14 protein-coding genes are annotated in these 13,731 nt (G+C 74.8%); 6 read left to right on the top strand and 8 right to left on the bottom strand.

The genetic code is table 11. The annotated features are described in order from the left end of the window. Positions 1 to 80: 80 nt before the first annotated feature. The 3 genes from J3P36_RS04580 to J3P36_RS04570 all read right to left on the bottom strand — a co-directional run bounded on the left by J3P36_RS04580 (position 81) and on the right by J3P36_RS04570 (position 3,103). A complete protein-coding gene (locus J3P36_RS04580; RefSeq protein WP_210506046.1) occupies positions 81 to 770 on the bottom strand; it encodes a sortase domain-bontaining protein in 690 nt (229 codons plus the stop codon). Next, positions 763 to 1,509, bottom strand: a complete 747-nt coding sequence (locus J3P36_RS04575; RefSeq protein ID WP_210506624.1) for a DUF4397 domain-containing protein — start codon at positions 1,507 to 1,509, stop codon at positions 763 to 765. Before J3P36_RS04575 ends, J3P36_RS04580 begins: the two co-directional genes overlap by 8 nt. A gap of 109 nt (positions 1,510 to 1,618) precedes the next feature. Next, positions 1,619 to 3,103, bottom strand: coding sequence for a hypothetical protein (locus J3P36_RS04570; protein WP_210506045.1), 1,485 nt, complete (start codon positions 3,101 to 3,103; stop codon positions 1,619 to 1,621). Positions 3,104 to 3,295: 192 nt separating this feature from the next. On the opposite strand from J3P36_RS04570, the gene J3P36_RS04565 reads away from it, so the two are divergent. The 3 genes from J3P36_RS04565 to holA are packed head-to-tail and all read left to right on the top strand — an operon-like array spanning position 3,296 to position 7,193. After that, positions 3,296 to 3,877 (top strand): ComEA family DNA-binding protein, encoded by a 582-nt coding sequence (locus J3P36_RS04565; protein WP_307806948.1) that lies wholly within the window; start codon positions 3,296 to 3,298, stop codon positions 3,875 to 3,877. After that, positions 3,874 to 6,162, top strand: a complete 2,289-nt coding sequence (locus J3P36_RS04560; protein WP_210506044.1) for a ComEC/Rec2 family competence protein — start codon at positions 3,874 to 3,876, stop codon at positions 6,160 to 6,162. The genes J3P36_RS04565 and J3P36_RS04560 overlap by 4 nt, the downstream gene beginning before the upstream one ends. 20 nt (positions 6,163 to 6,182) lie before the next feature. Next, positions 6,183 to 7,193 carry a DNA polymerase III subunit delta gene (gene holA, locus J3P36_RS04555; protein WP_210506043.1) on the top strand — a complete coding sequence of 337 codons (1,011 nt, stop codon included), beginning with the start codon at positions 6,183 to 6,185 and terminating at the stop codon, positions 7,191 to 7,193. Positions 7,194 to 7,196: 3 nt separating this feature from the next. Here holA and J3P36_RS04550 read toward each other — a convergent pair whose 3' ends face one another. From J3P36_RS04550 to J3P36_RS04535, 4 genes are all read right to left on the bottom strand, one after another. Beyond that, entirely contained in the window at positions 7,197 to 7,658 is a 462-nt protein-coding gene (locus J3P36_RS04550; protein ID WP_210506042.1) for a rhodanese-like domain-containing protein, read from the bottom strand. 77 nt (positions 7,659 to 7,735) lie between these two features. Then, the gene (locus tag J3P36_RS04545; RefSeq protein ID WP_210506041.1) at positions 7,736 to 8,173 is read right to left on the bottom strand and encodes a DUF2269 family protein; all 438 of its coding nucleotides are present in this window, start codon (positions 8,171 to 8,173) and stop codon (positions 7,736 to 7,738) included. Positions 8,174 to 8,253: 80 nt separating this feature from the next. Further along, a complete protein-coding gene (gene rpsT / locus J3P36_RS04540) occupies positions 8,254 to 8,514 on the bottom strand; it encodes a 30S ribosomal protein S20 (RefSeq protein WP_210506040.1) in 261 nt (86 codons plus the stop codon). A gap of 140 nt (positions 8,515 to 8,654) precedes the next feature. Next, positions 8,655 to 9,398, bottom strand: coding sequence for an alpha/beta fold hydrolase (locus tag J3P36_RS04535; RefSeq protein WP_210506039.1), 744 nt, complete (start codon positions 9,396 to 9,398; stop codon positions 8,655 to 8,657). A gap of 25 nt (positions 9,399 to 9,423) precedes the next feature. On the opposite strand from J3P36_RS04535, the gene J3P36_RS04530 reads away from it, so the two are divergent. Then, positions 9,424 to 10,572 carry a pyridoxal phosphate-dependent aminotransferase gene (locus J3P36_RS04530; RefSeq protein WP_210506038.1) on the top strand — a complete coding sequence of 383 codons (1,149 nt, stop codon included), beginning with the start codon at positions 9,424 to 9,426 and terminating at the stop codon, positions 10,570 to 10,572. A 113-nt stretch (positions 10,573 to 10,685) separates the two neighbouring features. Here J3P36_RS04530 and J3P36_RS04525 read toward each other — a convergent pair whose 3' ends face one another. Further along, positions 10,686 to 11,162 carry an NUDIX domain-containing protein gene (locus J3P36_RS04525; protein ID WP_210506037.1) on the bottom strand — a complete coding sequence of 159 codons (477 nt, stop codon included), beginning with the start codon at positions 11,160 to 11,162 and terminating at the stop codon, positions 10,686 to 10,688. Between the two features lie 136 nt (positions 11,163 to 11,298). On the opposite strand from J3P36_RS04525, the gene lepA reads away from it, so the two are divergent. Together lepA and J3P36_RS04515 are read left to right on the top strand one after the other, a co-directional pair. Beyond that, positions 11,299 to 13,146, top strand: a complete 1,848-nt coding sequence (gene lepA / locus J3P36_RS04520; RefSeq protein ID WP_210506036.1) for a translation elongation factor 4 — start codon at positions 11,299 to 11,301, stop codon at positions 13,144 to 13,146. A 57-nt stretch (positions 13,147 to 13,203) separates the two neighbouring features. Then, positions 13,204 to 13,731: a nucleotidyltransferase domain-containing protein gene (locus J3P36_RS04515; RefSeq protein WP_307806947.1), complete on the top strand. Its 528-nt coding sequence runs from the start codon at positions 13,204 to 13,206 to the stop codon at positions 13,729 to 13,731.

Here is a 13,731-nt window from a genome sequence, read left to right as displayed (position 1 = left end):
CCCTTCCGTCGAGAGCGCCCTAGAACACCGAGCGCACCCTGTGCCCAGGGTGCGCTCGGTGTTTCGGGGCGCGCTCGGCGTCAGACGGCGGTCGCGAACACGACGAGGTTGTTCCGGTAGTGCCGGGCCCCGAAGTCGTACGGGCCGTTGCAGGTGATGAGCCGCAGCTGCGAGTCCGGCGTCGGCCCGTAGACCGACTCCGTCGGGAACTCGGCCTTGGCGACGTCGGCGCTGCCGGTGACGGCGTAGTCGCGGGTCGTGCCGTCGCTCAGCAGGACCTGGATGCGCGCGCCGGGCCGCAGCTCGACCAGGCGCGCGAAGACCCCCGCCCGGGACGTGTCGTCGACGTGCCCCGCCAGCACCGCGGGGCCCACCGCGCCGGGCACGGCGCTGCCGGAGTACCACCCGGCGCTGTCGAGGTCGGCGGGCGGCGGAAGGACCCCGTCGGCGCCGAGCGCGAGCGGGGCGAGCTCGGCGTCGACCGCGATGTCCGGGATGACGACCCTCGCGGGGAGTACGCCGGGCGCGGGCGCGCCGTCGTCCAGGGGACGCGGATCCTGCAGCCCGGCCGCCTCGATCCCCGGCGCGGCCCACGCTGCCGAGACCGGCACGACGACCGGACCGGGGCGCGGCACGGCGGCGCTGGCCGCGGCCGCGCCGCCCGTCAGCGCGGCGAGGACGGCGGTTCCGGCAACGGCGGTCCGCCAGCTCGAGCGCGCCGCCCGGTGCCGGGGCCGGCGGAGCGCGGCCCGATGGCGCGGCTCACGCACCGCGCCGCTCCGCTTGCCGCGCGAGGGCCAGGCCCGTGGTCAGTACGAGAGCGAGCGCCGCGAGGAGGCCGAGGCCCGCGGCCGTCGCGGTCGCCGACCCGGCCTGCACCGCGAGAGCGCCGCCACCGGTCGCGACCCCGCCGACCGGGGTCTCGGTGACGCCGGCGCTGTCCACCACGGCGAGGGCGGTGAGCTCCCCGGAGGACGAGTCGAGGAGGAAGATCGTCTGAGCCGCCGCGTCGCGCAGCTCGACGGCGGCCGGGGTGTCCCCGTCCGGCGTGGTGAGGGTGAGATCGACCCGGCCCGGCGGCAGGTCGACGTAGTCGCCGACCGACTCGAACACCGCGTTCGCGGCGAGCTCGGTGCCGTCCGCCGTGCGCACGCTGATGTCGTCCTGCGTGGTCGAGGCCTGCACCACCCGCGCTCGTGACGTGCCCGCCGGGGGCGGCGTGAGGTCGTCCTCGATGGTGGCGATGTGGATGGTGGCGTTGGGGCCGAGGGCGGCGAGGGTGACCGCGGTCCCGGAGGCGACCTGCACCTCCGCCGTCACCACGGGCGTGTTGGTGCCGGGCTCGGTGGGCGCCATGCCGAGCGCGTAGGTGCCCGGCGCGAGCGGCATGTACTTGGACACCCCGCCGTAGGGCACCCCGGACAGCTCGTAGAACGTCGTCCCGCCTGCCAGCGCGCTGAGCGAGACGTCGGCCGCCGCGGCGTCGGGGGAGAGGTGGGCGACACGCAGGTACCCGACGTCGTCGCCCTGGCCGCGACGGCTCCAGCGGGGGCCGCGAGTGCGGTGAGGGCCAGTGCGAGGCCGAGGGCGAGTCCGGTGCGGCGCATGATGCTCCTGTTCAGTCGGCGGGGGCCGTGGGGAAGGTCGCGAGCACGCCGTCGCCGGTCACGGTGACCGACTCGACGGTGAAGTCGCCGGTGAGGGCGGCGAGGAACGAGGTCAGCGCCGTCATCGATGCGCCGCCGGTGCCGAGCTGCTCCCCGTCCAGCTGGGTGACGAAGACCCGCCGACGGGCGGAAGGGTCGTCGCCGTCGGCGGCGGGGAAGTCGGCCACGGTCACGTCGTGCCGGCTCAGCAGCTGGGCGAGCACGACGGGGATGCGGCGGTCGACGGCTCCGTCGGTGAGCAGGGCGCGCGCGCCGGGCGAGAGCGCGAGCCGCGGGTTCTGAGCGAGCTCGGCGCCGACGGCGGCCCGGGCGGCCGCACCCGGCGCCGGCGTGGCTCGCGGGGAAGCGGTCGGAGCCGGGGTCGTCGACGAGGGGCCGGGAGCGGCGGGCTCCGAGGAGCGGTTCTCGCTCGTCACAGCCGCGGCCACGGAGGCGGCGGCGCCGCTCGAGACGACGAGGGCGGCGGCGATGACGGCGGCGATGGTCGGCAGCGTCCTGCCGCGCGTCCACCGCAGGATGCGGTCCAGGGCGGCGCCGACGAGGATCGCGAGCGCGGGCGTGAGCAGGACGGTGAGCCGCGTGGACTCGTCGCCGTCCGGCCAGAAGGAGAGGACGAGGACGGTCAGCGCGAAGCCCGCGAGGGGACGCAGCGAGCGGTCCACCAGACCGAAGGCGAGTGCCGCGACCGCCGCGACCGCCCCGGCGGGGAACGTGGTCACCCAGTCGGCGGCGGTCGCGGCGCCGGCCACGGGTGCCGCCTCCGAGTTCAGGCTGAGGAGCGCCCAGCCCGCCGCGGTGCCCGCGAAGTAGATCGCGCCCGCGAGAGGGAGGGTCGGAATGCGGTGCCGTCGGCGCAGCCGGGTGAGCGCCTGCCGCGCGAGGAACGGGGCCGCCGCGAGGGCGAGCGGGCTGAGCGCGGTGGCCGCGGCGGCCAGGAGCGCGGCGATCGGCAGGGTCACCCTGGGGCTGTAGCGGATCGCGAGGAGCAGGACGGCCGCGAGCAGTGCGACGACCGCGAGGTGCTCGGGCACGCCGACGCGGGCGGCGGCGACGGCCGGCGGGGCCAGGGCGGCGAACGCCGCCGCCAGCACCGCGCCGGGGACCCCGACGCCGCTCAGCCGGGCGACCGGGAGGACGAGCACGACGGTGGCGATCGAGCCGGCCAGCGTGACGCCCGCGGGCAGCGGCCCGGTGCGCTCGCCCGGCACCGACCAGAGGGCCACGATCGCGGCGACCAGGGCCGCGAGGACGAGGGCGGGCAGGCCCAGCTCGACGAGGGCGCGACGGCCGGTCGGCACGCGCCGGGTGCGCTTGTGCCGCGACACCGCGCGCCGCCGGCCGGGCGCCGCCGAAGAAGCGCGCCTCGGGCCCGGCACGCTCGGGGTCGCGCGCTGCCGCCCGGGCGCGACCGGGGTCGCGTCGAGCGAGTCCGCCATCGCCGCCTCCCTGTCCCGGCCCGGCCGGGGAGGGACGGACTCGGGGGGACACCGCGCCCCTGGGCCACGGTAGGCCTCCGCTAGACCTCTCTGTCCACCCCTTGGCTCCTCCCCAGGAAGGGCGCTAGGGACGTTTCCCGCCGCCCTGCCGGAGGTGCGTCCTCCGGTGGCCGCGTTGCCTACCGTTCCGGCGTGGACGACCGACTGACGCAGCTCTTCGGTGCGGACCGCCGCCGGCTCCGCACCGGCGCAGCGGTCGTGCTGGTGCTCGTGGCGGTCGCGGTGGCGGTGCTGGTCTCCGCCGTCGGCTCCGCCGGCACGACGGTCGCGGTTCCCGCCCCGGCTCCGCCCGCGTCGCCGCGGGCTGCGCCCACCCTGCTCGTGCACGTGCTCGGCGCCGTGCGCGCGCCCGGCCTCTACTCGCTGCCGGACGGCTCCCGCGCCGTGGATGCCGTGGCCGCGGCCGGCGGTCTCGCCGACGACGCCGACGCCGGTGGCATCAATCTCGCCCGCCGCGTGAGCGACGGCGAGCAGCTCGCGGTGCCACGGGTGGGAGAGGCGCCGCCGGTGGCCGCGGGGCCCGGCAGGGTCGACCTCAACACGGCCACGGCCGAGCAGCTCGACACCCTGCCCGGCATCGGTCCCGCGCTCGCCGCACGCATCCTCGCGTGGCGCGAGGAGCACGGCGGCTTCGCCTCCGCCGACGACCTCCTCGAGGTGCCGGGGCTCGGCGAGAAGACCGTCGGCGAGCTGCGGGACCTCGTGCTGCCGTGAGCGCCGACGCCCGACTCGTCCCCGCCGCCGCCGGCGCCTGGGCGGGTGCCGCGCTGCTCGTGGGCACGCCGGCGCTCGCTCCCGTCGCGGCCCCCGTGCTCGGGGCGGTCGCTGCCGCGGCGGTCCTCGCCGCCCGCCGCAGCGTCCAGCTCGCGGCCGCCCTCGTCGCGGTGGCCCTCCTCGCCGGTGCCGGGGCCGCGACGGCGGCGGCGATCGCGGTGCGAGCACCGGAGCGCTCGCCCGCGGCGCTCACCCGCGCGCTCGCGGACGCCGGGACCGCGGAGCTCGTCCTCACCGGCGTGCCGCGGCGCACCGCTGGCGTGCTGACGCGCACGATCGTCGAGGCTGACCTCGTCCGGTTCACCCGGGGCAGCATCGACGTCTCGGCCCGGACCCCGGTGCTGCTCTTCGTCGCGGGATCGCCTGACCAGCAGGCGCTCGCGGGCAGTGTCGGCTCGCGCATCGAGGCTCGCGTGCGCCTGGCGCCGGCCGTGCCCGGAGAGGACGTCGCCTATCTCGGCTCCGCCGAGCGCCTGCGCCCGCTGGCGCCCGCCCCGCCCTGGCTCGCCTGGGCGGCCGCACTGCGCGAGCGATTCGCCGCCTCCGCGGCCCGCCTGCCGGGCGACGGAGCGGCCCTCCTGCCGGGTCTCGCGATCGGAGCCGACGGCGACCTGCCCGCCGCTCTGCGCGAAGACATGCGCGATGCCTCGCTCAGCCACCTCACCGCGGTGTCCGGGGCGAACTGCGCCGTCGTCGTCGCGGTGGTGCTCGCGCTCGCGCGAGTCGCCGGACTCCGCCGCGGGCCCCGGCTCGTCCTGGCCGGGCTCGCGCTGCTCGCCTTCGTCGTGCTCGTCACGCCTCAGCCGAGCGTCCTCCGCGCCGCGGTCATGGGCGTGCTCGTCCTCGCAGCCGGTTCCCGGGGCCGGGCGGGCGGCGGCCTGCCCGCGCTCGCCGCCGCAGTGGTCGTGCTGCTGTGCGCCGACCCCTGGCTCGCGCGCGACGCCGGATTCGCCCTGTCCGTCGCGGCCACCGGCGGGCTCGTCGTGCTGGCCGGACCCGCGACCGAGCTGCTCGCCCGCGTCGTGCCCGGGCCGCTGGCGGCGGCGCTCGCCGTGCCCGCGTGCGCGCAGCTCGCCTGCCAGCCGGTGCTCGTGCTGCTCGATCCTGCGCTGACCCTGGCCGCCGTGCCGGCCAACCTGCTCGCCGCGCCCGCCGCCCCGCTCGCCACCCTCGCCGGCCTCGCCGCGTGCCTCGTGCTCCCGCTCGCGCCGCCCGTCGGCGACCTCCTCACCGCGCTCGGCTGGCTCCCGTCGGCGTGGATCGCCGCCGTCGCCCGCGCGGTGAGCGCGGTCGGGGCCGGCCGGGTGCCGTGGCCCGAGGGCGCGTCGGGTGCCCTCCTGCTCGTCGCCGTCCTGCTGCTCGCGGGCGTCGCCCTGCTGCGCCGCCAGCGCCCGCCCGCGGCGATCGCCGCAGCCCTTGTGGCCGCGGCCCTGGGCGCCGGCGCCGCCGCGCAGCTGGGGCGGGCCGCATCCATGCCGCCGGACTGGCAGATCGCCTCCTGCGACATCGGGCAGGGCGATGCGTCGGTGCTCCGCAGCGGCGGCCGCTTCGCGCTCATCGACGCGGGCGACGACCCCGAGGCGCTCACCGACTGCCGGAGGCGGCTCGGTGCGTCCCGCATCGACCTGCTCGTCCTCACCCACTTCGACCTCGACCACGTCGGCGCGGCCGCCAGCCTGGTCGGTGCGGTCGACACCGTCCTCATCGGGCCCTCCGACGGCCCCGACGCGGACCGGCTGGCCGCGCGCTTCGCCGAGTCCGGCGCCGGCGTCCACACCGTCGCGGCGGGAGATGAGGGGGTCCTCGGCGCCCTGCGCTGGCGGGTGCTCTGGCCACCGGCCGACTCCGGGGTGCAGCCGGGAAACGACGCGAGCGTCGTGCTCGAGGTGACGGGCGGCGGCCTCAAGTCCCTGTTCCTCGGCGACCTCGGCGAGGAGGCGCAGAACTCGATGCTGCGTCGAGCAGGGCCGGGGCCGGTCGACGTGGTCAAGGTCGCTCACCACGGCTCGGCCGACCAGAGCGTCGCCCTCTACGAGCGGCTCGGAGCACGCGTGGGCCTCATCTCCTGCGGGAGCGACAACACCTACGGGCACCCGACGCGACGGCTCCTCGGCATCCTGCGCCGCACCGGCACGACCGCCCTGCGCACCGACCGCTCCGGGATGCTCCTCGTCGCCGCCGGCCCGTCCGGCGTCGCGGTGTGGACCGAGCGGGCGGCGTCGTAGGCCGCGGTTAGGGTTGATGCGTGGCGACCCGGGCACCGAAAGCGGCTTCCAAGCCGGCGCTGGCGTGGAACGCGATCCGCCCCGCGCCGGTCGTCCTCGTGTCCGGACCCGAGTCATTCCTCGCCGACCGGGCGACCCGGCGGCTGCGCGACATCCTCTCCACCGAGGACCCGAGCCTCGAGGTGAGCGACCTCGACGCCTCGTCCTACGCCCGCGGCGAGCTGGTGACGCTCGCCAGTCCCTCGCTGTTCGGCGAGCCGCGCCTCATCCGCGTCGCGAACGTCGAGAAATGCAGCGACGACTTCCTCACCGAGGCGATCGCCTACCTCGACGCTCCGGCTGACGACGCCTACATCGTGCTGCGCCACGGCGGCGGGGTGCGCGGGAAACGGCTGCTGGACGCGGTGCGCGCCGGCACGGGCGGCGCCATCGAGGTGGCGTGTCCGGAGCTGAAGAAGGACGCGGACAAGCACGACTTCGCCGCGGGGGAGTTCCGCGCGGCGGGCCGCCGGATCACGCCGGGCGCGCTGCGGGCGGTGCTCGCCGCGTTCAGCGACGACCTCGCCGAGCTCGCCGCCGCCTGCGCGCAGCTCATCTCCGATGCGAGCGACGAGATCACCGAGGGCGTCGTCGACAAGTACTACGGCGGGCGCATCGAGACGAACGCGTTCAAGGTCGCCGACGCCGCCATCGCGGGCCGCACCGGCGACGCGCTCGCCCTGCTGCGGCACGCCGTCGCGGGCGGCTCCGATCCCGTGCCGATGGTCGCCGCCTTCGCGGCGAAGCTGCGCACCATGGCCAAGGTGATGGGCGCGCGCGGCTCCGGTCCCGCCGTGGCGTCGTCGCTCGGTCTCGCGCCCTGGCAGGTCGACCGCGCGCGCCGCGACCTCGAGGGCTGGAACGAGGCCGGGCTCGGCGCATGCTTCGAGCTGCTCGCCGACACCGACGAGCGGATCAAGGGCGCGGGCCGCGACCCGCACTACGCACTGGAGCGCATGGTGCGCGGTGTCGCCGCCCGCGGCGCCCTCTGACGCTCAGCAGTCGCAGACCGGGACGGTGCTCGGCGCCGTGAGCGGATCGGGCACGCGCCGGTCGACGCCCGCGTCCGTCTCCACCGGCAGCCCCTCGCGCGCCCAGTACTCGAACCCGCCGAGCATCTCCCGCACCGGGTGTCCGAGCTCGGCGAAGGCGAGTGCCGCCTTCTGGGCGCCGTTGCAGCCGGGACCCCAGCAGTAGACGACGACCGGGGTGCCGGGCGCCAGGAGCTCCGGCGCAGCCTGCGGGATCGTCGCGGTGGGCACGTGCGCCGCACCCGGCAGGCGGCCCTGCGCCCACGCCGCGTGTCCGCGGCTGTCGACGAGGACGAAGCCGGGCTCGCCGGTGTCGAGGGCCGCTGCGACGTCGGACACGTCCGTCTCGAACCGGAGGCGGGCGCGGAAGTGGGCGGCGGCGGCCACCGCGAGCGGAGCTGCGGCGGAGGGGGAGGTGATCGTCATTCCCGCAGTCTCCCGGTACGGCAAGCGGCTGCGCCGCCGGATTCCTGCCGCTTCTCGCGTAGATCGCGCCGGGTGGGTTACTGCGGCTTCCAGACCATGAGCACGACGACCGCGACGAGCAGCAGCGAGGAGACGCCGGACGCGCCGGCGATGCGGCCGTAGCCGCCCCGGCCGAGGTCGCCGCGCTCGAGGGCCTCGGCGGCCGAGCGCATCGCCGGAACGACGACGAGCAGGTTGAGCACGAGCGCGACCGCGTACAGGACGATCGACCACAGGATCCACGGCGTGGTCACCGAGAGATCGAACCGGTCGTCGGCGAGCGACATGACGCCGAAGCCGAACACCGCGACGAGCAGGGACAGCAGGCTGAAGACGAAGGTGGACCGCGCGAGGGTCGACACCTGGTCGGCGTCGCCGGCCCGCAGGGCGCGGAGACCGGTCATCGGCAGGATCGCCATCGGCCCGACGAGGAACACAGCGCCGACGACGTGCAGGACGTTGAGGAGGGTCGCCACTCCTCGATCCTAGGACGGGGCGAAACCGGCCCGGAAAACGGAAAGGCCCCGCCGGAGCGGGGCCTTTCCGGGAAGTCGAGTCAGAGCGACGAGACCTGCTTGGCGATCGCGGACTTGCGGTTCGCGGCCTGGTTCTTGTGGATGACGCCCTTCGAGGCGGCCTTGTCGAGCTTCTTGGCGGCGGTCGCGAGGGCGGCGCCCGCCTTCTCCTTGTCACCGGCGGCGATGGCCTGCTTGGTGAGGCGGATGACGGTCTTGAGCTCGCTCTTGACGGCCTTGTTGCGGTCGTGAGCCTTCTTGTTGGTGCCGATGCGCTTGAGCTGCGACTTGATGTTTGCCATGGAGATGCCTTCTGGTTGCTGCTGGGCGGGGGAGCCGGCGACCGCGATGACGGCGGTTCTCGACCGGCGGATCGCGCCCGTCGGGGCGCGCAAAGCCAACAGGGAACATTACCAGGCCGCGGGGCCCGCCGCCAGCGGACTCAGACCCGGTCGGCCGCCGCACGAGCGGCCGTGACCAGGATACGCGTGAACTCCTGGGGCCTCGTGAGGCTGACGAGGTGTGACGCGCCCGGCACGATCGCGAGCTGCGACCACGACTGCGGGATGCCGGGACGAGCCCGGGCCGCGCGGAGGTAGCGCCGCTCCTCGAGGCGGAAGTGGTCGAAGCGCCCGTTGACGAGGAGGATCGGCACGCGGATCCGCGCGATCGCGGCCAGGGGGCGGACGGACGCCATGGCGCGGAGGCCATCCGCCATCACGTCGAGCGCGACGCCGCCGCTGACGACGTCCTCGCGAGCCGCCGGGTCCGGGATGAAGCGGTCGACCATGAACTGGTTGATCGCCGATCCCCGGTCGGGGAGCCGGTGGATCAGGTCCGCGATGCCGCGGTAGCCGGCGAGGGGCGCCCCGCGCGGGGTGGTGCCGCAGGCCGCGGCGATCAGGCCGTCGATCCGGCCGGCGCCGCGCTCCGCGGTCCAGTGCAGGCCGAGGTAGCCGCCCAGGGAGAGTCCGCAGAGGATGACGGGGCCGGGGGAGGCGTCGACCGCCTCGTCGATCGCGTCGAGGGCGCCGTCGAGGCTGAACGTCTCGCCGATCCGGGTGCCGTGCCCGGGGAGGTCGACCGCCCGGGCCGGGATGCCGGCCGCGGCCAGCGCCTCGAGCTGCGCGCGCCACATGCTCGCGGAGGTCCGGATGCCGTGCAGCAGCACGACCGAGGGACCCATGCAGGCGAGACTACGCTGACTCGGCGTGCCCCTCCTCGCGCCGCATGTCGCCCAGGTCCCCGCGTCCGGCATCCGGCGCATCCACGAGCTCGCGCTGCGCCTCGACGGCGTCATAGGCCTCGCCATCGGCGAGCCGGACGTGCCGGTCGCGCCGCACATCCTCGCGGAGGGCAGCGCCGCCTGGCTCGAGGACGACACCGACTACACGCCGAACGGCGGCATCCTGCCGCTGCGGGAGGCGGTCCGCGAGAAGCTGCACCGGCGCAACGGCATCGACGTCGACCTGGAGCAGATCTGGGTGACGAACGGCGCGACGCAGGCGCTGCACCTCGCGATGAGCCTCACCCTGGGCCCCGGCGACGAGGTGCTCCTCCCGGATCCCGGCTACACGACGTTCGCGATGAACGCGCAGATGCTGCACGCGGTCGCGGTGCCGTATCCGCTGCGCCCGGACGCGGCGTTCCTGCCCGACCTCGGCGAGCTCGAGCGGCTCGTGGGGGAGCGGACGCGGCTGCTCGTCATCAACTCGCCCTCGAACCCGCTCGGCGCGGTGTTCCCGCCGGAGGTGGTGGCGGCGCTGCTCGACTTCGCCGCCCGGCACGACCTCTGGGTGCTGAGCGACGAGGTGTACGAGGAGTTCACGTACGGGTCGCCGCACACGAGCGTCGCGGCGCTCGACCGGGACGGCCGCGTGTTCAGCGCGTTCTCGGTCTCGAAGACGTACGCGCTGACCGGCGCCCGGGTCGGCTACCTGGTCACGCCGCCCGGCTTCGCCACCGAGCTGCGGATCTATCAGGAGGCGATCATCTCCTGCGTGAACACCCCGGCGCAGCGCGCGGCCGTTGCGGCGATCCGCGGCGACCAGGAGCACGTGGGGCGCGCGGCGGCGCACTACCGGGAGAACCTCGCGGCGGCCACGGCGCTGCTCGACGAGCGCGGCATCCGCTACCTGGAGCCGACCGGCGCGTTCTACCTCTGGATCGACGTGTCGCACGCGTCCGAGGGTGACGTGGCGGGCTGGGCGGAGCGCTTCCTGCTCGAGCAGCGGGTCTCGGTCGCCCCCGGCTCGGCCTTCGGCCGCACGGGCGAGGGCTGGATCCGCGTGTGCGCGGCCGCCTCTCGCGACGACCTCCTCGAGGGCCTGTCGCGCCTCCCGGCCCCGGCACCCGCGTGACCGTGAGGGCGCGGTGACAAATCAAGGAGATCTCCCCGCGGACGCGCCCGGATCCGCATGACCAGGTTCTGGATGGGCGGAATCTCCTTGATTTGTCAGGCGGCCCGCGGCCCTCAGCGCGGCTCGAGGTCGAGCACCGCCGCCGGGTCCTCGGACAGACCCTGCCGCACCCGGCGGAGCGCGCCCTCGTCGAGGTCGGGCAGCGCGTCGATCGGGAACCAGCCGACCTCGAGCGACTCGTCGTCCCCGACGGCCGCGGTGCCGGCGACGTACCGGCAGCGGAAGGTGAGGTCGGTGTACTGCGTGCGGTCGCCGTTCGGGTAGACGATCGGCTTCGTCACCGACACCGCCGCGAGCCGCTCCACCTCGGCGGTCACACCGGTCTCCTCGAGCACCTCGCGGACGACCGCGACCGCCGGATGCTCGCCCGGCTCGACGATGCCGGACACGGTCGACCAGCGGCCGGTGTCCGCGCGGCGGCCGAGCAGCACCCGGTCGCCGTCGACGACGATCGCGGTGACGCCGAGCAGCCAGAGCGGATCGGTGCCGACCTTCTCGCGCAGGGTGAGGACGAATTCGGGCACCGGCATGCCGTCACCCTACGTGCCGCCGACCGCCTGCTCAGGCGGACCGAAGCCCCCGGCCAGGCGGACGAACGGGCGGATCGAGAAGGGGCGCGGTCTCAGGGCAGGGCAACGGCCGCCCGACGTGGGAGACTGGATCGCCATGCCCCGCGCCCTCCGACCGCTCGAACCCGCGGCCACCGATCCCGCGGCGATCCGCAACTTCTGCATCATCGCCCACATCGACCACGGGAAGTCCACCCTCGCCGACCGGATGCTGCAGATCACCGGCGTCGTCGCCGACCGCGACATGCGCGCGCAGTACCTCGACCGGATGGACATCGAGCGCGAGCGCGGCATCACGATCAAGAGCCAGGCCGTCCGCATGCCGTGGGAGTCGGCGGGCGAGACGTTCGCGCTCAACATGATCGACACGCCGGGCCACGTCGACTTCACCTACGAGGTGTCCCGCTCGCTCGCCGCCTGCGAGGGCGCGATCCTCCTCGTCGACGCCGCGCAGGGCATCGAGGCGCAGACCCTCGCGAACCTCTACCTGGCGCTCGAGAACGACCTCGAGATCATCCCGGTCCTCAACAAGATCGACCTGCCCGCCGCCGACCCCGAGAAGTACGCGCGCGAGCTCGCGCAGCTGATCGGCGGCGACCCGGACGACGTGCTCCGTGTCTCGGGCAAGACGGGCATGGGCGTCGAGGAGCTCCTCGACCGCGTCGTCGAGCGCATCCCGGCGCCGAAGGGCGACGCGGACGCCCCGGCGCGCGCCATGATCTTCGACTCCGTCTACGACGCCTACCGCGGCGTCGTCACCTACGTGCGCATGGTCGACGGCAAGCTGAACCCGCGCGAGCGCATCCAGATGATGTCGACCCGCGCCACCCACGACATCCTCGAGATCGGCGTGAGCTCGCCCGAGCCCACTCCGTCGAAGGGGCTCGGCGTCGGCGAGGTCGGCTACCTGATCACCGGCGTGAAGGATGTCCGCCAGTCGAAGGTCGGCGACACGGTCACCACCGCGGCGAAGCCGGCGACCCAGGCGCTCGAGGGGTACACCGATCCGCTGCCGATGGTGTTCTCCGGCATCTACCCGATCGACGCGAGCGACTACCCTGACCTGCGCGAGGCCCTCGACAAGCTGAAGCTGTCGGACGCCGCGCTCCAGTACGAGCCGGAGACCTCGGTCGCGCTCGGCTTCGGCTTCCGCTGCGGCTTCCTCGGGCTGCTGCACCTCGAGATCGTCACCGAGCGCCTGCAGCGCGAGTTCGACCTCGACCTCATCACCACGGCACCGAGCGTCCCCTACGACGTCACCACCGAGGACAAGAAGACCGTCACGGTCACGAATCCGAGCGAGTACCCGGGCGGCAAGATCGACAAGGTCGTCGAGCCGATCGTGAACGCGTCGATCCTCGCGCCGAAGGACTACGTCGGCGCGATCATGGACCTCTGCCAGACCCGCCGCGGCACGATGCGCAGCATGGACTACCTCGGCGAGGACCGTGTCGAGCTGAAGTACACGCTGCCGCTCGGCGAGATCGTGTTCGACTTCTTCGACCAGCTGAAGAGCCGCACCCAGGGCTACGCGAGCCTCGACTACGAGCCGGCCGGGCAGCAGGAGGCGGACCTCGTGAAGGTCGACATCCTGCTCCAGGGCGAGACGGTCGACGCGTTCAGCGCGATCGTGCACCGCGACAAGGCGTACGCCTACGGCACGATGATGGCCGGCCGCCTTCGCGAGCTGATCCCGCGCCAGCAGTTCGAGGTGCCCATCCAGGCCGCGATCGGCGCGCGCATCATCGCCCGCGAGAACATCCGCGCGATGCGCAAGGACGTGCTCGCCAAGTGCTACGGCGGCGACATCACCCGCAAGCGCAAGCTGCTCGAGAAGCAGAAGGAGGGCAAGAAGCGGATGAAGATGGTCGGCCGCGTCGAGGTCCCCCAGGAGGCGTTCATCGCCGCGCTCTCCGGCGACACCGAGGCCGCGAAGAAGAAGTAGCGCCCCGGGAGGGGAAACCGTCCTGACATCCGGACCGCGAGGCGGCATGCTCGTGCTGTGAGCGATGGCGCGGCGCACGGTGGGATGCCGTCCGACGAGGTGATGACGGTCGTCGAGTGGCTCGAGCACTCGGGCGCGGTGTACCAGGTGAACGGCGGATGGGCCGTCGACGCGCTCGTCGGGCGGCAGACGCGGGTGCACCGCGACCTCGACGTGTTCCTCGACGAGGCGGCCGTGCCGCGGCTCATCGCCTGGCTGACCGAGCGCGGCTACACCGAGGAGACCGACGAGCTGCCGGCGCGCGTCGAGTTGCGCCGGGGCGAGCAGGTCGTCGACGTCCACCCCATGGCGCTCGACGCCGAGGGCAACGGCGTGCAGCGGGGCGGCGGGGACGCGGAGTTCGTCCATCGGGCCACGGACCGGACCCGCGCGCGCGTGGCGGGCCGGCCGGTCACCGTCGCTCGGGTGGAGCGGCTCATCGAGCTGCGCCGCGGCTACCGGCACCGTGACGTCGACGCTCACGACCTCGCGCAGCTCAGGCGCATTCAGGCGGCAGGCGCGGGAGAGGGTAGCGTCGAGGCGTGA

The sequence above is a fragment of the Naasia sp. SYSU D00057 genome, assembly GCF_017916505.1.
Lineage (GTDB): Bacteria > Actinomycetota > Actinomycetes > Actinomycetales > Microbacteriaceae > Naasia.
This window is presented reverse-complemented; position numbering and strand designations above follow the sequence as displayed.

Excerpts from the sequence above, each read along its gene's own strand:
- lepA (WP_210506036.1), top strand. The coding sequence starts at position 11,299 with ATGCCCCGCGCCCTCCGACCGCTCGAACCCGCGGCCACCGATCCCGCG.
- J3P36_RS04535 (WP_210506039.1), bottom strand. The coding sequence starts at position 9,398 with ATGGGTCCCTCGGTCGTGCTGCTGCACGGCATCCGGACCTCCGCGAGC.
- rpsT (WP_210506040.1), bottom strand. The coding sequence starts at position 8,514 with ATGGCAAACATCAAGTCGCAGCTCAAGCGCATCGGCACCAACAAGAAG.
- J3P36_RS04550 (WP_210506042.1), bottom strand. The coding sequence starts at position 7,658 with ATGACGATCACCTCCCCCTCCGCCGCAGCTCCGCTCGCGGTGGCCGCC.
- J3P36_RS04525 (WP_210506037.1), bottom strand. The coding sequence starts at position 11,162 with ATGCCGGTGCCCGAATTCGTCCTCACCCTGCGCGAGAAGGTCGGCACC.
- J3P36_RS04570 (WP_210506045.1), bottom strand. The coding sequence starts at position 3,103 with ATGGCGGACTCGCTCGACGCGACCCCGGTCGCGCCCGGGCGGCAGCGC.